Below are 16,994 nucleotides of genomic sequence, written 5' to 3'. Positions count from 1 at the left end.
CGTCAGCCCACCACCCTGCGGATACCTCATACACCCGGCATACCGCGACAATCACACTCCGTCAGCCCCCAACGACATCACGCTTCCAAAGTCAGTAACCTGCTGCTCAGCTACGCGAAGTGGGGCAGCCTGATCGCCTGTGCCGTGGCGGCCGTGGTCTCCGGCGGCCTCATGGGCATAGGTCACCTCAGCAACCGGCCCGACTCGGCCGACAAGGGCAAGAGGGCGCTGATCTGGTCGCTCGGTGGCGTCATCGTCACCGCGTGCGCCATCCCCATGATCAACACCGTCTTCGGCGCTTCGGCGTAAGCGGCAGGGACTCCACCGTGGCTAACCCGTTCCTTGCGCCCAAGCGGCGACGGATCTTCCCGCGTCTGCTGGCGGCCGTCGTGGCGCTCCTGGCCGCCGTAGCGGTAGGCGTCGCGGTCGAGTCCCAGCTCGGCCCCCGCGCCCCGAAGACATACACCCCGCCGGCAGCGATCCCGCTCCCCGGCGCATCGACCTCGCAGAGCCCGACGCCGACTCCGTCGCCCAGCGCATCGGCCGCCCTCACCGGCGCCCTGCAACTGGTGGAGGGGACCGAGTTGGTCAACGGAGTCAGGCTGGGCTACCCGCACTCCACCGTGGGCGCGGTGTCGGCGAGCGTCGAGTACATGCGGCAGATCGGCTCCACCCTCGACCCCGACCGGGCCGCCGCCGTGGGCCGCCTGGTGGCCGACGCATCCTGGTCCGACGCCCCGCAGCAGCTTGCGCAGGGGCCGACCGCCACCCGCAAGCAGCTTGGCCTCCCCACCAGCGGGCAGGTCCCGGCCAGCGCCTCCGTCGTGCTGGCCCCGGTCGAGTACCAGGTCCGATCTACAACCGCGGACGACGCCACGGTGCTGCTCCTGGCGACCTACACCACGAGCTCGCCGGGCCAGGGCATCTCCACGCGCATGGGGGTGTACCCCCTCGACATGCACTGGTCCGCCGGTGACTGGCACGTCCTCGCCCCGAGCGACAACACGAACTACAGCAACCTGACCGCCCAGCCCGACTCCCCGGACGCATCGGCAAAGGGCTGGCAGGAGCTCAAGCACTGATGAACCACCGAACCACCACCGCGGGGGAATGAGAGATGTCCTGCCTCACCGACCCCATCAGCTGCGTCGCCGGCCCGATCGTCGGCGACGGCGTGGACAGCATCGTCTCCAGCGCCTGGGACAGCATCTGCAAGAGCTTCGCGGACGCCGCAACCTCCGTGCTGACCAGCTTCGCCAAGGCGTTCGTGGCGATCCCGAACGTGGACCTCACCTCCACCGGACTGCGCAACGTCTACGCCATCTCGCTGGGCCTGGCCAGCTTCGTCGCGGTCCTCCTGCTGCTCGGCCAGGTGATCCGCACCGCCGTCACGCACGACGGCTCCGCCCTGGCGACCGGCATTGTCGGGGTCGGCAAGGCAGCACTCGCCTTCATGCTCACCCTGTCCATCGCCTCCACCTGCCTGCTAGCCAGCGACGAGCTCACGAAGTGGATCGTGGACAACAGCCTCGGCGGAACAAAGGCATTCAGCGACAAGATCGCAAAGCTCGTCGCCTGGGACCCCCAGACCAGCGGCAGCCTGCTCCTGATCTTCGGCATCCTCGGCATCCTGCTGACCGTCGTGCTCTGGTTCGAGATGCTGCTCCGCAACGCCGCCATCGCCGTGCTGATCGCCACCTCGCCGATCTCGGCCGCAGGCATGATCTCCGAAGGCACCAAGGGGTGGTGGTCCAAGCTGGTCACCTCCACGGTGCAGCTGATCATCCTCAAGCCCATCGTGGCCCTGGTCTTCGCGCTCGGCTTCAACCTCGCAGGCGACTCCCAGGACCTGGAGACCACCCTCGCCGGGATGCTCGTGCTGCTGCTCGCCGCACTCGCCTGGCCCTCCATTGCCCGGTTCTTCTCCTTCGCCAACATCCAGGCTGGCGGGGGGGCGGGCCTCGGTGCCCTGCTCGGCTTCGCGGGAGGCCGCCTCAGCGCACAAGGCGCTGGCGGCCCCTCCGGCGTTTCCCCGGAGGAGTTCGGCTCCTCCGCCGCGGACCGCACCATGAGCAGCTTCGCCAGCAAGGGCGGCGGCCAGGTCGCCGGGGCGGTATCGGGTGGTGGGCAGGCAGCTGGTGCTGCTTCCGGGGCAACCGGTGCTGCTGCCGCAGCCGGCCCCGCCGGACTGATCGCCGCGGCAGGCGTCCGTCTGGCCCAGCAAGCGGTCAACTCGCTTGCAGGCGGCATGGACAAGATGGCCGGTCACGCCGGAATGCAGGCCGCCCCCGGAGCCCAGCCGGCGGGCTACGTCTCCCGGTACGGCAACCAGGCACCCCTGCCCAGTACCAGCGGCGGCGGTGACGGTTCCGCCACACAGGGACCGACCGGCGGAACACCGCCCCAGCCGCCCGCGGAGGCACCTGGCCAGGAGAACCAGCAGGCCCGCACCGAGGGCACCCCGGAACTGCCGGTCACCGGGACGCCGCAACCAGACGCCATGGGGAGCGAGTCGGCGGCACCGTCCGACCCGCCCACCATCGAGATGCCGGTCGTCCCCTCCGACGTGGAATCGACGTCCGGCCCCAGCCCCGCCGAAGTGCAGGAGGCACAGCCTCCTGCACCAGCCGCTAACCCGGGCTCCACCCCGGGAGGGTCGGCACCAGCCGGGGCACCGCCCGCGGCCTCCCCGGTGACACCGCCGCCCGCGCCCGGAGCACCCCCGACTGGCCCCAGTTCCAGCAGCACCGCGCCGCCACCTGGCCCGAGGCCCAGCGGACCTGACACCAACTCACCCAAGGGAGGAGGAACGAAGTGAGCGACACCCAGAGCACATCGACCTCGCGCACGTACTTCGGCTGGCAGCAGGAGAAGGTGGCGTTCATGTTCGGCATGTCCGCCCAGCGGGCGGCCATGCTCGGCGGCGGCGTCCTCCTCGCCATCTGGCCACTCGCAGCATCCCGCCTTCAAGCCGGGCTCGTGACCTGGCCCCTCTCCCTCCTCCTGGTCGCTCTGGCCTACGTCCGGATCGCCGGACGCACCGTAGATGAATGGGCGGTCGCCTACGTGAGTTTCAGCTTGCTCCGCAACCGGCAGCAGAATCGTTTCCTCTCCGGCCCGTTCAACCCCGCCACCAAGGCCGGGGGCGACGCCAGCCCGAGCATGGACCTGCCGGGCATCCTCGCCCCGCTCACCATCCTCGAAGCCGACACCGGCAACGGCCAGACCATGGCCGTGATCCACAACCGGGCCGACCGCACGTTCAGCGCGGTTGCCCGCATCCGCTTCCCCGGCATCGGTCTGGTGGACTCCAGCCGCCGCGACCAGCGCGTGGCTGGCTGGGGGCAGCTGCTCTCCGGCCTGTGCTCCGAGGGCAGTCCGATCATCCGCGTCCAGGCCCTCCAGCGGCTGGTGCCCGAGTCCGGGGCCGCGCTGCACCGTTGGCACGAGGACCACCTCGCCGACTCCGCCCCGGCCGCGGCAGTCGAGATCACCTCGTCACTGCTGGGCACCGCCACCCTGGCCACCTCCCAGCGCGAGGCGTACCTCGTGTTCACGATGGACTCCGCCCGCGCAGCCGGCCCGATCAAGAACGCGGGCGGCGGCACCGTCGGCGCCGCCGCCGTCCTCGTCCGCCACCTGCGGGCGCTGACCACCTCGATCGGCTCCGCCGACCTCCAGGTGGAGGGCTGGCTCGCCCCCCGCGACCTGGCCGAGGTGCTGCGTACCGCCTTCGACCCGCACAGCGCGCGGATGCTCGCCGAACGCCGGGCCAAGGCCAACGCGGCGGCGGTCCGCGGACTTGAGCCGACCGCCGAGCCCGGAGTCTCCGTCGGCGTCGCCGGTCCGGTCGCCGCCGAGAGCGCACGCGCCTACTACTCCCACGACGGCGCGCAGTCGGTGACCTACTGGGTCGCCGAGTGGCCCCGCAACAAGGTCTACAGCACCGCGCTCGCCCCGCTGCTCGGGGAGGGCGAGCACCGCCGCGCGTTCTCGCTCCACGTCGAACCCCTGACGCCCCGCGCCGCCGAGCGCGAGGTCATGCGGGAACGCACGGCCCGGCACGTGGCCGTCAGCATGCGCCACAAGAGCGGCCAGATCGTTCCCGAGCACGAAAAGGCGGCGCTGCACCGCGCCGAGGCACAGGACGCCGAACGGGCCGCTGGCCACGGGCTGGTGCGGTTCAGCGCCTACGTCACCGTCACCGTCACCGACCCGGCCGACCTCGAAGACGCCTGCTCGGCGCTTGAGGCCGACGCCTCCGGCGCCCGCATCGAACTCCAGCGCCTGTGGTTCGCCCAGGACGTCGGCTTCGCCTGCGGTGCCCTGCCGGTCGGCATGGGCCTGCCGAAGAAGCGGTGGTGACCATGAGCATCCTTACCCGCAAGAAGGCCGCAGACCTCCCTGCCTTCGATCTCGGTCAGGTCCTCGGCACCCCCGCAGCGCCAGCTGCCGCATCGGACACTGCGAAGCAGGCCAAGGAACGGCGTCAGCCGGTCGCGCCGCGGCGCGGATGGGCTCGCCCCTACGGAGGCCGTGCCCCGGTCATGCCGGCCGTTCCGGTGTTCCGCGGCAGCACCGGCCAGGTCCAGGGGCTCTACCCCTGGCTGTACGGTGCGTCGATCCCGCCGGTCGGCGTCTACATGGGCGTTGACTGCCTGGCCGGCGGCGCGTTCTCCTGCCATCCGATCGAGTGGCTGCACCGTGGACTGATCACCAACCCCAACATCTTGGTGACCGGAGTCCCCGGCGCGGGCAAATCCGCGACCCTCAAGGCGCTGTCCACGCGCCTGGCCGCGTACGGCGTCCGCACCTTCGTCCTCGGCGACATCAAGAACGAGTACGCCCCGCTGGCACGGGCCTTCGGCGTCTCCCCGGTGGAGCTCGGCCCCGGCCTCCGCGCCCGCTTGAACCCGCTGGACGCCGGCCCCCTCGGCACCAACCTGCCCACGGACAAGGAGGAGCTGCGCGAGCGCCTGGACGAGATCCACCGCCGCCGCATCACCCTGCTCTCCTCGCTGCTAGTCATGCGCCTGGGCCGGGACCTCACCCCCACCGAGGAGGCCGCGCTCAGCCTCGCCATCCAGCACGCCTCCGGCCAAGCGGTCGGAAACAGCGAGCTGGTGGACCCCACCATCCCCGACGTCTGGGCGCTGCTGCGCGACCCGCTGCCGGAAATGGCGGAGGAGTTGCGTGTCCGCGACGCCAACGTGAGCGAACTGCGCGAGATGATCCGGCCAGCAGCAGACGCCCTGGGCAACATGGTCCGCGGCAGCCTCAGCGGCCTGTTCGACCGGCCCACCACCGTCCGCCCCGACTTCAACGCGCCGATCCAGACAGTGGACCTCAGCCGCATCGACGGCCGCGGCGACGAAACCGTGGCCATGACCCTGGCCTGCGTCAGCAGCTGGGGCCAGGCCGCCATTGACGAGCCGGGCGGTCCGGTCCGCCTGGTCGTCCGCGACGAGCTCTGGCGGGCGATGCGCGTCCCGGCGATGATTCGCAAGCTGGACTCGGACCTCCGACTCTCCCGCGCCCAGGGGACGATCCAGGTCCTCAGCACCCACCGCCTCGCCGACTTCGAGGCCGTCGGCGCGCAGGGCAGTGAAGAGGTCAGCATCGCCAAGAACCTCATCGCCAGCTGCGACGTCCGGATCTGCCTGCGCCAGGACACCGCCCCCTTGGCCATGACCCGCGACGCCATCGGACTGACCGACACCGAGTGCGCGCACATCGCCTCCTGGAGCGGCGAGCAGATCGGCCGCGCCATCTGGAAGATCGGCCGGACCTCCAGCCACGTCGTGCAGACGGTGCTCAGCCCGCTGGAGCGTCAGCTGTACTACACCAACGAGCGCATGGCCGTCTGATGGCGGCTTCCACCAGCAACAGCACGGTCGCCCGGCGCCCGATCCTGGACGGCCCGGCGGACTACCTCATCGTGGTCCTGGTCCTCGTGGTGGTCGCCGTGACGATGGGTACGTGGGCCACCGGCCAGCTCGCCGGGCTGCTGACCCGCGCGGCTTGGCCGCCGGTCAGCTTCGGCTCGGCCTTCGCCATCGCGCGGCAGCTGCCGCACCACCTGGCCGACCCCAAGCAGGCGTGGCCGGTCGCAGCACGCGGTGACCTGCCCGGACAGGTCGGCTTCGCCGTCTCCGCGGTCCTGGTGCTGGCGCTGATGGCGACGGCCGCCGCCTGGGTGATCAGGAACAGCCGCCGGAGCAGGTCGGTGCGCGGCTTCGCCTCGCACAACCAGCTGGCCCGAACGCTCTCCGCGAAGGCCGTCGTGCGGCGAGGCCCGACCGTGCGGCCCTCCCTCCGCGGCACAAAGATGAAGGTCACCGACGTCGCGGTGAGCCTGGGGCGGACGTTGGCCGGCCTGGCCTTGTGGGCGATCGTGGAGAGCAGCGTCCTAGTGCTCGCGGCACCGCGCCAGGGCAAGACCAGCCAGATCATCATCCCCTGGCTACACGCCTGGATGGGGCCGGCACTCGTCACCAGCCTCCGCGGCGACGTCCTGGACGCCACCGCTCTGAGCCGCCGGGCTGCCGGTCCGGTAGCGGTCATGGTGCCCACGGGAATGGTGGACTGGCCGGACATCGCCCAGTGGTCTCCGACCTCCGGTTGCGAGGACTTCGGCAAGGCCATGCAGCGGGCCGACCTCATGGTGCAGATCGGGAAGTCCGAGACGTCCGACAGCAGCGGAGCGGGCTTCTTCGGCGCGACCGCGACCAGCCTCCTTGCTGGCTGGCTGCACGCGGCGGCCCTCACTGGCCGCACGATGGACGACGTCCTGACCTGGGGTTTCAACCCCAGCATTGAGGAACCCATCAAGCTGCTGGCCAACTCGGACCGGGCCGAGCACGGGGTTGCCGCCATGATGGACAGCCTCTACCGGAACCCCGGCGACACCAGGGCGAACCTCTTTGCCACGGTGCAGACGGCGCTGACGCCACTGTTCGCACCGATGGCCCGCGCCACCTTCGCCCCGGCCGTTGGCCAGGGACTGGATATCGAGACGTTCCTCAAGGACAACGGCACCCTCTACCTTCTCGTGGGTGAGCAGGAGTCGCGCTCGCTGGCGCCGCTGATCACCGCCTTCATCGACGAGTTCACCGAGACTGCGAAGCGGCTGGCCGACCGCTCACCCGGCGGTCGTCTCGACCCGCCGCTCGGCATGATCCTCGATGAGGTGGCGAACGTGTCGCCGCTTCCGCATCTCCCTGAACTGCTCTCCTTCGCGGGCGGTTCCGGCATCTTCATCACCGCCATCGCCCAGAACATGGCCCAGCTCCGGAAGCGCTGGGGCCAGGAGGGCGCGGACATGATCTGGGGAGCTTCCACCGTGAAGATCGCCCTCGGCGGCCTAGCCGGTAAGGAGTTGGAGGACTTCAGCCAGCTCGCCGGCATCTACCGCGAGGCACTGACGACCTACCAGTCCGGCAGCCACGGAACAACCATGCAGACCACGCTCCAGGACCGGAAGACGGTTACCGCCGACGAGATCCGCACTCTCAACGAGGAGCGGCGCGAAGCACTGATCATCCACGCCACGACCCCGGCGACGAAGGTCGTCATGCAGCGCCACTACGAAGGCAAGGACGCTGCCGACTTCACCAAGTCAGTCGAGTGGGCCAGGGCCTATCGCCAGCAGGCGGCAGCTGAGGAGGCCGCAGCATGACCGATACCGACTACCAGCCCATCGGCCGGATCAAGGGACACCCCCGAGTCCGCCGCCCCAAGCTGCCCCGCACCCGCACCCAGTTGTCGGCCGGTCGAGGCAAGATCGCAGCCGGCGGCCTGGTCGAGTGGCACGACATGAGCCCCAGCGAGCGGGCTGCCAACTGGGCAAAGCTGTGCAACTGGGTGACCTGGCTCTACGACCGCTACGAGCTCTCCGTCGAGTCCCGCCTCCCCGATTGCTGGGCGGAACACCCCGGCATGATCGAGGAGCTGTGGGCGCTCATGGTGTGGCGCTTTGAGATATACGGCTCCGAGCTGCCCGCCGGGCAGGCAGCGAGGTACTGGCACACCGAACTGCGGGTGGTCACGGCCAACGCCGCTAGCTACTACGCATCCAACTGCCGCACCGGCCACCGCAAGGAGTACGCCAAGGCAGCGGACGACCAGGACCTCCAGAAGAGGTGGAACGAAGCCGACCCGACTCTCGGCATCCCGAAGGAGATGCTGCCCACCGAGAACGCCGCACTGGCAGGGGCACCCGGCACGATGGCCGCCGAAGCAATGCGAGCAGCACTCGCCTCCGGGGCGGCCAGCGTGCTCAGCCCCGCCATCCCCGAGTACGTCCGGCACGAAGGGGCCTGGTGGCTGGACGCGGGAGAGGACACCTGGGTTCTGGTGACGGACGCCGCCTTCGCGGAGAAGCTGGACGCTTCCGCAGCGGCAATGGAGGCAGCGACCGCAGCAACGCAACGCCGCAGGGCAGCCAAGGGGCTTTTCGGGGACGCCCGAGCAGACCATGATCGTGACGCAAGGAACTGACGATGACCCACCCCACCCCTTCCCTGAGCGAGCGGGCTGAGCAGGCTCTCGTCGTCGCCCTCCTTCGAGACCCCACATGGTTCGAGGGCTACCGTCGCGTCCTTACTCCGGACCGCTTCACCAACCCCACCTACGCCGCCATCGTCAACGGCCTCGCCGAACAGGTCACGCAGACTGGCGCCGGCCGAGAAGCCGACTTCTCCTCCCGGCTCGCGGAACGGCTCAACCTGCCCGGAGTCGATGCCGCCTACCTGCGGGACCTGGCTGCGACCGGCCCTGACGCAGCCGACCTCGGGGTGTACGCCCGGATGGTGCAGGAGGCATTCGTCCGCCGGCAGCTGGCTGCGCAGGCCGAGCGGATAGCCGCCAGTGCGGGGCCGGTGCGTGGAGTCGATGACCACCTGGACCACCTGGACCGGCTGGCGAAGGCCGTTGCTCGGCTCGCACCCGCCGACGCCGAGGTGCGCGCGTCCGCAGCCGGTGCTGTAGCGGTGGAGGTTGCAGCGGCCCCCATCGTCGGCAGCCGGCAGTGGCGAGAGGACCAGGTCCTGGCGGACCTGCTGCAGAACGGAGAGCAGGTTGTAGAGGTCGAGGTCTGGTTGACGGCCGACACCTTCGAGGACGGTCCGCGGCGCGAAGTTTACGAGGCGATCGTCACCGTCTCCGATCAGGGCGAGCCGGTCACCGAGCTGACGGTCGCCTGGGAGTTGAGCCGGCAGTACAGCGCCGACGGAACCACCTACGACGCCACGATGGAGGGCTACCTCGCAAGCCTCCTGGCCACAGAGGTCGTTGTCGGCACAGCCGTCGAGATCGGCCGTGACCTGCTCGTGGACACGCTTCGAGCTGACCTGGCCGTGGATGCCGCCCGTGTCATCGCCGACGTGAAGCAGGGGGAGCAGGTCGGTCCTGTCACGGGCACGGCAGCCGAAGGCCCCCGGGCGCGTGCTGCTGAGCAGACGCTCCAAGAGCAGCCCATGCCCACGGCTGTGCAGGCGCCACCTGCACAGCCGACGGTCGAAGCCCAGCCCAAGATCCGGCCGTGAAAGGGGGCGCAAGCATGATCGACAGCACACCTTCCGCGACCACCGCCTCAAGGGGAAGGCAGGCATCCAGTATTAAAGAGGTGAAGGCCACGGTAATGGCTGAGGCTCTGCTCTACGGTCGAGCACAGTACCTCAGTGCGACCATCCGAGACTTCGCCCGATATAACGGTGCATGGTGGCTCTTGGATCGAGACGTATGGTTCTTGGCTGACGATGAGGAATTGATTTCAAGTCTTGATGCCGCCGCCGAGCTAATGAGGAACATGGATGCTGGGATTCGACGCTCGCCTATCGCTTAAATAGTGGCGGCAGCGGCGCAGCATGGTATTTCTTGTAGCAAATGAAGAAAAAGAAGCCAAGGCCAGAGATGAGCATGGCGCCAATGATGGGGGCCGCAAAGACTATATCGCCGGTGCTTCCAAATAGCATCATGCTGATTAGCATGACAAAGATACCGCCAAGGCCAAAACCCAAGCTGAGCGGCTGGCCCTTGGGGGGCATGTGGCCCGCGATGACCTTTACATCAGCCAGAGCTCGCTGGGGGTAGGTGATCTTGGGCTCCCCCTCAAGTAGGAAGGTGACGGAGAGATTTGTGTCTCGGGGATGAGGGTGGGCTCAAAGCTCACAGTCGATTCAGACCATTCGGCTTTCAGGGCCGGTTCATCTGCTGCCGAGGAGAGCTGATCGACGATTTTCGCCCCAAGATCGAAAGTGAGATGCTGCACGAAATCATCCTTCCGAATATCGGCCCGGCTGCGAACCTCGATGACCAAGGTGGCGGCGGTTGGGTCGATGACTGGGCAGTCGCCCCAAGAGGTGCGAAGCTTCTCCGTATAGCTTGAAGCTACGACCAAATGTAAGATTTCGTCCAAGCGGTAATAGAGGCGGGCATCTGGCCGTGCGGCCTTGTAGGCAAACCAGGCGCCAATGGGGATTCCTCCCAAGGCAACAATGAAGGCCGCCCAAGTGAGAGTGTCAGCAAGTGACTCCGACATAGCTAGCTGCATGGCCAAAATACAATCCCAGCCGGGAGGGGTCAGCAGCTGTTTGCGAAATTTGAAGCCTAAGGGGTGGCAGCCTGCTGCTTGGACAGGCACGCCAAGGCGTGGACGGCTTCGAGCCAGTGAATCCCTAGACGTCCAAGCTGGAGACGGGGATACCACCTCGCGTGGCACCCGCCTGCCTCCTTCTCGATCGCTCGGAGCCCTGGGAGGGAGCCGATCGGCGGCCGAGGAGTAGCTGAGCCCGTGCGCGTAGTGCGCTGCCGAGTTCGACCCCCGTCCCCTGGCTGACGGCTTCGAGGAGTTCTGTGATCACCACCAGCTCGGCGAAGCGGCCGGCGGGCGTGTCGAGGTGGGCAGCCAGTTCCGTACGCACGCGCTGAGCGGTCCGCGGCGTGAACAGCGCCGCGATGTGGAGACGGGCGGCGTCGTAGCCGGCGGGTGCTCGTCCCCAGCCCTCCCAGTCGAGCAGGAGGAGGGAGGGGCCGCAGAGGTTGGCGAAGTGGAAGTCGCCGTGACAGGTGGTCCACGCGATGGGGGAGTGCGTTTCGACGCGAGCGCCGAGTAGGAGCGGCATCAAGCGGTCGAGCCGATGTTGCCGGACGGCCTCGCGGTCTGTCTCCACTTCACTGAGGGTGTCGAGGCTCCTCCGCAGGTCTGCCCACCAACGTGCGGGAAGGTCGGGGTCCTCGGTGAGGAAGGTGCTGCTGGCTGCCGCTGGGGGAGTGCGGTCGTAGAGCTCGGCGCGGTACTGCCACCGGCCGTCCGACCAGTCGGTGACGGAATGAAGGGTCGGCCGGGGCAGGGTGAGCGGAAGGCTGCGAGCGGCTGTGGCCCCGTCCCACCAGAAGAGGTCGCCGGAGCCGGCCGGGAGGCTCGCCAGGCGGAGCCAGAGCTGCTGTGGTCCGTTGGTGACGGCTTGGCCCAGCGTGCGGCCTCGCCAGCCCCAGGCGACGGGGACACCGCGGTCCGGGGTGAGTCCGAGGAGAACGCGGGCGCGGTGGTGGGCATTGCGCATGCGGACGGCAGTGTCGGTGTCGGGGCGAGTCATCGGACGGGGGTCCGATCGGTGGTGTGGGTGCTGCCGAGGGTGTCGTTCTTGGCGGCCAGGCAGGCAGCGCGGGCGAGGAGGCCCTGCGCGGGGGTGGCCACGCCGAGACGGTTCCAGGAGTGCAGGACGAGGGTGGCCAGGGTCGCGCGCAGGCCGCGGTCGAGGACGCCGCTCTCGTCGGCTTCGGCGAGGCGCTGCCCGATGGTGCGGTAGGCGGCGGCCCAGGGGGCGGTGGAATCGAGTTGCTGGCCAGCAGCGAACAGGCTGCCGGGTGCGTTCGTGGTGTCCAGCTGCGTAAGTCGCTGGAGGCGGGCCGCGGTGCTGGCGAGTTGATGTGGATTGGGCTCTGGCGTCAGGGGGCGTTGCTGCGTGACCCGGTTCCAGACGTCGGCTCGTTCGAGGGGGTCGAGGCGTGCGGAACGCAGCATCGCGCTGCACAGCACAAGGGAGAGCTCGCGTCGTCCGGGCATGTTCGGGGCTGTGCTGTTGCGGACCAGTGTGAGCACAGCGCTGCTGTCGGCGTGGAAGAAGGCGTGGACGTCGTCGAATACGGCCTCGCCGAACGCGACGACTTCGGGCTCGTAGCGCCCGGCGGTCCATCGTTGGAGGGCGGTGGAGGTTACGGCGAAGTCGAGAAGGTGGATGAGCTGACGGTTGGCCTGCTGGCGGGTGGCAGCGGGGCCGGCCTGGACGCGCAGTCGCCAGTAGGGGTACTTGCGAAGGAACCACCAGCTGCTGATCGTTCCATCGGTGCGTAGCTGTTCCAGCGAGGGGGCCAGCTGTTCAGCTATGTACTGTTCGGCGCCCTTCCAGTCTGTGGGTTGCAGGCGGTACTGGAGCCAGGTGCTGTGCTGTTGCTGGGCAAGCGCGGCGACCCCAGCCGCTCGGTAGACCTCGGCGGCATCGTGCAGGTTCGGGCCTCCGCTGGTGGGCATCGGACGGGGTGGGTTGGAGGCGGCGATGTAGGCCAGCACCTCGTTCTCGCTGACCGCCAGGTGACTCATCGAGGACCGTCCTCTGCGGGCGTGTGCTGTGCGAGGAGGAAGGCGTCCCAGCCGGCGGACGGTTCCGAGGCGTACCGGTCAGCGAGTAGGGCGAGTTGGACACCGGCCTCACCGTTGAGGAATCCATCGTGCTCATCCGTAGGAGCAGCCTTAGCCCGGTCAAGCAGTCGCCCGATGCCGTGATCGAAGAATCCGGCCGGGGCGTCGTCGGCCATGCGGTTGGCTAGGAGTAGCGCACCCGTGATTCCGTGGCAAAGTCCGCTCTCGTTCAGCAGGGCGGTGCGTCGCAGGCCCTGCAACATGGCCTCCTCGGCTCGGCGCTGGCGGTCGGCGTCGCCCAGGGCGAGGGCGGCGAGCTGTTGGGCGCGGGCCTGCCCGGGAACGCCGTAGCACCAGCTGGGGCGGGTGGGGACGCTGTGGTCGGCCGCGGTGCCGTCGTCTTGAATCGTGGTGGTCCACTCGGGCCACCAGCAGGCTGCATCAGTTCCCCGGCGGATGGAGTCGAGCCAGGAGGTGATGCGGGAGATGGCGAGGAGGTGGCCGGGGACGACGGTACCGTCCAGGTAGGCCAGCGCCAGTAGGGCCAGAGGGCCGCTGACGCCGTGGGCAGTTCCCGCGTTTCCGTGCCCCTGGGGGAAGTTCGAGGAGATCCGCCCCGAGGGGTCGAGATCGGTCCACCAGCCGGGGCGGCCGTCGGGCAGTTCCTCGGTGAGACGGACGAGATAGGTGAGCACCACCCGCAGGGCAGCAGGCGCGGTGCCTCGTTGCAGGTGGTAGACCCCCAGACCGGTCAGGCCGTAGAAGAAATCGAACTCACTGAGGCGGGGGGCTGCCCCGCGGCCTATGCGTGCGTGGGCCAGGGCTAGGCGGCGGTGGGTCAGGGCTATGACCTCAGCGTCGATCTGTTCAAGGGCACGCTCATAGAGCCCAGTTGCGTTGTTCGCCGTGTGCAGGGCGAGGCCGACAGCGGGGGCACCGAAGTACAGGGAGGCACCGGCGCTCTCGCTGATGACCAGCGCGGTGGTGCACTCGCGCAGCAGCGAGTTCGCGGTGTTCCAGGGAGCCAGGTCGTGGTGGGCGCGTTCGATGGCGAGTAGGGCGCGGCCGATGGTGCCGCTGGCCAGATTTTGCGCGTGCGTGATCGGGGTGGTGGAGAGAGTGGTTGTCATGAGGGGTGGTCCTGCCGTGAGATCCAGGAGAGGGCAGCAGCGCGGCCGTGCAGGAGCGACGCGTGTTCGGCCTGCTCGTCGGGGCCGGTGGTCCGCATGTGGTGCATGTGGAGCAGCGACGGCAGCACGGTGCTCGTCCGCAGCGTGGCGGACTCCACCAGTCGCATGCGGTAGGTGGCCAGCGCGGTAGCGCGCGACGTCCAGGCGTCGAGAAGTTCCTGACCGCCTCCAAGGTGGCGTATGTGATCGGTGCCGCGCTTGGGATCGGCGAGGTGAAGCGCCTGGTCACGGACACTCCGCTCGGAGTGTGGGGCATCGGTTGTCCGTACGTGGTCGCGGAACCAGGCCATCGCCGCAGCGGTATCGCCGAGGAAGTCGATGGCGAGGTTCACCAGACTCGCTCCGACCACCGCCGACGGAGCCAGGCCGTTGGTCTCGGTGACGAGCAGCTGCTGCACAGCGGCTGCGGAGTCGGCGGCGAACACTGCTTCCGCAGCGTCCAGGGTGGTCCCGCTTCCGTAGCGACCGGTCTCGGGGTGGTCGGTGTCCCAGACGGCGCGGCTGAGCAAGCCGCGTTGCTGGAGGTCGTCCGCCCAAGCGCCAACCGCGATGATCAGGTTGGCGAAGCCGTGGGGGGTGCCGGCGGCGATGCGAAGCCGTAGGTGCGGCTGGGGGTCGCGGTAGCGGATGAACCACCAGGCTGGCGTGGAATCGTTGCTGCCCCACAGGCGCGGAAGGTGGGTGGTCAGCAGATCCTCGAAGCGCTCGGGGTGGCTGTAGAGCTTGAGGAACGCCCAGGAGCCAGAGCCCGGCATGCGGCGAGTCGGCCTGTCGGCCCCGATCACGCGTGCTCGGTGGATCAGCGGGGGCTGGGTGGAGCCGAGAGCGAGGGTGATCTCGTGGGCACGGCCGTCCAACCAGCCTGCCGCCTTCGCCGGAGCGGCCTCTCGCACCGGAACGTGACCGCTGCGGTTGAGCTCGGCGCGCAGCAGATCGGCTTCCGCAGGGTCGGAAAGGTCAAGGTGCAGGGTGCGGTCGCCGCTGCCCGCTTCCACCAGCACCGGAGCATGGGCGCGGTGGCGCCAGCCGTTCAGGCTGGCGCGCCACGCCTCCGGACTGGCCGCAGCGGGGGCGAGCTCGCTCGCGGAGATGCGCCAGGTAGCCGGAGACAGGATCGCTCGGCCGTGCCGGACCCGGGGCACAAAGGGGAGTTGGTCGGCCGCGCCCCAGGCGAACGGACCGAACGCGGCAGTCCGGGCACGCGGCAGCTCGGTGAGGAATCGGGCCAGGGGGTGCGTGTGGTCGCGCAGATCCACCGCACTCAGCATCGCCGGTTCGATCACCTGCCCGCTGTTCAGGTGAACCAGGTACAGCCGTTGCGCATCGCCCGCGACTCCGAGTTCCCTCAGCCGCAGTCCACCGGGTGCCGAACTCTCGCCCACAGAAACCACGTCCGTCAGCACCGGTGGGACGCGAGCGACATTGCCGGTGCGAGCCTTCAACGGGGGGCTGGAGACCTGGACCCGCCGCGCCCCCTTCACCAGCGACGGTGCGCTCGCCAGCGCGCTTGCGAACTGCACGTGCTGTGTTGCCGGGAGAAGGTCCAGGAACCGGCCGGCAGTGGCTCCGGCGCAGGGCGCTATGCCGTTCACCACGAGCCGGAAGTCACCGGTGTCGAGCGCTGCGACCGTGGCGGCCTCCAGGCGGAAGCGCATATCCAGGCTGGGCAGATCCGTGTAGCTCGAACCGGGAACGCGCCCGTCCAGAGCCCTTAGCAGAGCGTCCGTCAGTTCGATCTCGCGCTGCTGCTCCAACGCAGCCGACTGGGCCAGCCACAGCAGGAGGCGGTGCCGATCGCTGAGCCCGGCGGCAGCCCGCGGGAGGGCTGAGCCGCGGTAGCCGGCGGGCAGCCCGATCCCGGTGTCGGGAGCTGTCAGTTCCAGCAACGGGACCACGGCACCGGAGCCATACCGCTCCAGGAAACGGAGGTGGTAGTCCACCCAGCTGCGGGAGCCCTGCGGGAAGGGGGTCACCCGGGCCAGCACGTCGGCCGCGGTCTCGGCCGTCCTCACCACCACACCGGGCAGCGCGAGCGTGCAGTCCAAGCGCAGGTCCACGCTGAGCGGAGGGTCGGCAACCGCGCAGTGGCGGATCATCAAGCCAGTTGCTTGGTGACGCAGGTCGGCGCGGCGGTGCGCTGGTGCCCGGTCGTGGCGGAGGAGCAGGGAGTGCAGGAGGTACAAGTCGTGGAAGACGGCACTCTGGTCGGTGTCCTGCGCTCGTACCTTGGACAGCTGTCGGACCAGGGTGAGCAGCGGCTCGGTGTCGGTGGCGGCTGCCCGTAGCCCGGTGTGGAGAAAGCCGGTGGTCACCAGCTGCTGCACGAGGTTGCGCACCGTCTCGACAGGGACGCCTCCGCAGAGCTGTGCCACCCGCGCCACCAAGACGTTGAAGGGTACCGGCGTGGATGCCAGCTCGGTGACGAGTTGCACGGGACGGGCGTGGCGGACACTCACCTCTCCCGGCGCGGTTCCTGCCACCTCGGAGCCGGGTCGGCACGGAAGGATCAGCCGGTCATCGCGCACGAAGAGGGAGGGCTCGGCTACCAGCGACAGGCGATCCAACAGCTCTGTCGAACTCTCCAACGCGGCGACCACCTGGTCCAGCCACGCCGCGTCCACGCGAGCCCTTGGCCGGTGATCGTCCTGCCAGCACAACTCGGTGCCAACGCCAGCGGGGCCGAGCGCCGCCACGCCTGCGAACAGGCCGAAGGGCGTTGCTCGGTGTTCCCGGCGCAGGCCGTACCGGTGGAGCGCGAGCGCAGCTCGACGAACCTGCTTGGGCCGGACTTCACGCCCGCTTCCGATCTCCACCAGACGCCCGTGAAGCTGGGGCGACGCGACAGCGATGGATTCCATCAGAACCGCGTCCCGCTGGACGTCCGTGATCCAGCCTCGCCACCGCGCGGTGTCCAGGGTGTCGCCCTTCTCTGCCGGGCGAGGCGGCAACTCCGTGCTGCTGGGCTTCGCCACAGCCCGGATCAACCCGGCGTTCAGGGTGCGGTACATGCGGTTCTCCCGTCGCTGGTGCTGTCCAGGAGCTCGCCGATCACGGTGCCGCGGTTGGCGAAGCTGACGTCGAGGTCGAAGTCCTCGGTGCTGTTCATCTCGTCCTCCAGTTCTGGGCGTCGCTGGTGCTGTCCAGGAGCTCGCCGATCACGGTGC

The 16,994-nt window shown here is 69.1% G+C and carries 14 protein-coding genes; 8 read left to right on the top strand and 6 right to left on the bottom strand.

Translation table 11 applies throughout. The annotated features are described in order from the left end of the window. From IF29_RS48290 to IF29_RS0138745, 8 genes are all read left to right on the top strand, one after another. The coding region (locus tag IF29_RS48290; protein WP_232242818.1) for a hypothetical protein at positions 1 to 309 on the top strand (309 nt) is incomplete at its 5' end. Between the two features lie 17 nt (positions 310 to 326). After that, positions 327 to 1,082, top strand: coding sequence for a DUF8175 domain-containg protein (locus IF29_RS0138775; RefSeq protein ID WP_030266310.1), 756 nt, complete (start codon positions 327 to 329; stop codon positions 1,080 to 1,082). 35 nt (positions 1,083 to 1,117) lie between these two features. Then, a complete protein-coding gene (locus IF29_RS0138770; RefSeq protein WP_030266306.1) occupies positions 1,118 to 2,818 on the top strand; it encodes a conjugal transfer protein TrbL family protein in 1,701 nt (566 codons plus the stop codon). Continuing rightward, on the top strand, positions 2,815 to 4,365 hold the full coding sequence (locus tag IF29_RS0138765) for an SCO6880 family protein (RefSeq protein WP_030266303.1): 1,551 nt from the start codon (positions 2,815 to 2,817) through the stop codon (positions 4,363 to 4,365). Before IF29_RS0138770 ends, IF29_RS0138765 begins: the two co-directional genes overlap by 4 nt. A gap of 2 nt (positions 4,366 to 4,367) precedes the next feature. Next, positions 4,368 to 5,867 carry a VirB4 family type IV secretion system protein gene (locus tag IF29_RS0138760; RefSeq protein WP_030266300.1) on the top strand — a complete coding sequence of 500 codons (1,500 nt, stop codon included), beginning with the start codon at positions 4,368 to 4,370 and terminating at the stop codon, positions 5,865 to 5,867. Then, a complete protein-coding gene (locus IF29_RS0138755) occupies positions 5,867 to 7,678 on the top strand; it encodes a type IV secretory system conjugative DNA transfer family protein (protein WP_030266297.1) in 1,812 nt (603 codons plus the stop codon). The genes IF29_RS0138760 and IF29_RS0138755 overlap by 1 nt, the downstream gene beginning before the upstream one ends. Beyond that, positions 7,675 to 8,499, top strand: coding sequence for a hypothetical protein (locus tag IF29_RS0138750; RefSeq protein ID WP_030266295.1), 825 nt, complete (start codon positions 7,675 to 7,677; stop codon positions 8,497 to 8,499). Before IF29_RS0138755 ends, IF29_RS0138750 begins: the two co-directional genes overlap by 4 nt. A 2-nt stretch (positions 8,500 to 8,501) precedes the next feature. Then, positions 8,502 to 9,545: a DnaB-like helicase N-terminal domain-containing protein gene (locus IF29_RS0138745; protein ID WP_030266292.1), complete on the top strand. Its 1,044-nt coding sequence runs from the start codon at positions 8,502 to 8,504 to the stop codon at positions 9,543 to 9,545. A gap of 288 nt (positions 9,546 to 9,833) precedes the next feature. Here IF29_RS0138745 and IF29_RS0138740 read toward each other — a convergent pair whose 3' ends face one another. The 6 genes from IF29_RS0138740 to IF29_RS0138720 all read right to left on the bottom strand — a co-directional run bounded on the left by IF29_RS0138740 (position 9,834) and on the right by IF29_RS0138720 (position 16,838). Continuing rightward, entirely contained in the window at positions 9,834 to 10,046 is a 213-nt protein-coding gene (locus IF29_RS0138740; protein WP_030266289.1) for a hypothetical protein, read from the bottom strand. Positions 10,047 to 10,063: 17 nt separating this feature from the next. Next, positions 10,064 to 10,540 (bottom strand): hypothetical protein, encoded by a 477-nt coding sequence (locus IF29_RS46600; RefSeq protein WP_157624156.1) that lies wholly within the window; start codon positions 10,538 to 10,540, stop codon positions 10,064 to 10,066. A gap of 136 nt (positions 10,541 to 10,676) precedes the next feature. Continuing rightward, on the bottom strand, positions 10,677 to 11,597 hold the full coding sequence (locus IF29_RS0138735) for a hypothetical protein (RefSeq protein WP_030266287.1): 921 nt from the start codon (positions 11,595 to 11,597) through the stop codon (positions 10,677 to 10,679). Next, complete coding sequence (locus IF29_RS0138730; protein WP_051726603.1) at positions 11,594 to 12,601, bottom strand: thiopeptide-type bacteriocin biosynthesis protein; 1,008 nt, start codon at positions 12,599 to 12,601, stop codon at positions 11,594 to 11,596. Before IF29_RS0138730 ends, IF29_RS0138735 begins: the two co-directional genes overlap by 4 nt. After that, positions 12,598 to 13,770 carry a lanthionine synthetase C family protein gene (locus tag IF29_RS42865; protein WP_051726602.1) on the bottom strand — a complete coding sequence of 391 codons (1,173 nt, stop codon included), beginning with the start codon at positions 13,768 to 13,770 and terminating at the stop codon, positions 12,598 to 12,600. The genes IF29_RS0138730 and IF29_RS42865 overlap by 4 nt, the downstream gene beginning before the upstream one ends. Next, positions 13,767 to 16,838, bottom strand: coding sequence for a lantibiotic dehydratase (locus IF29_RS0138720; protein WP_051726601.1), 3,072 nt, complete (start codon positions 16,836 to 16,838; stop codon positions 13,767 to 13,769). The genes IF29_RS42865 and IF29_RS0138720 overlap by 4 nt, the downstream gene beginning before the upstream one ends. Between the last annotated feature and the right edge of the window lie 156 nt (positions 16,839 to 16,994).

Source organism: Streptacidiphilus jeojiense (assembly GCF_000719095.1).
Classification (GTDB): domain Bacteria; phylum Actinomycetota; class Actinomycetes; order Streptomycetales; family Streptomycetaceae; genus Streptacidiphilus; species Streptacidiphilus jeojiensis.
The sequence above is the reverse complement of the archived record's forward strand: the minus strand, read 5'-3'. Positions and strand labels throughout refer to the sequence as shown.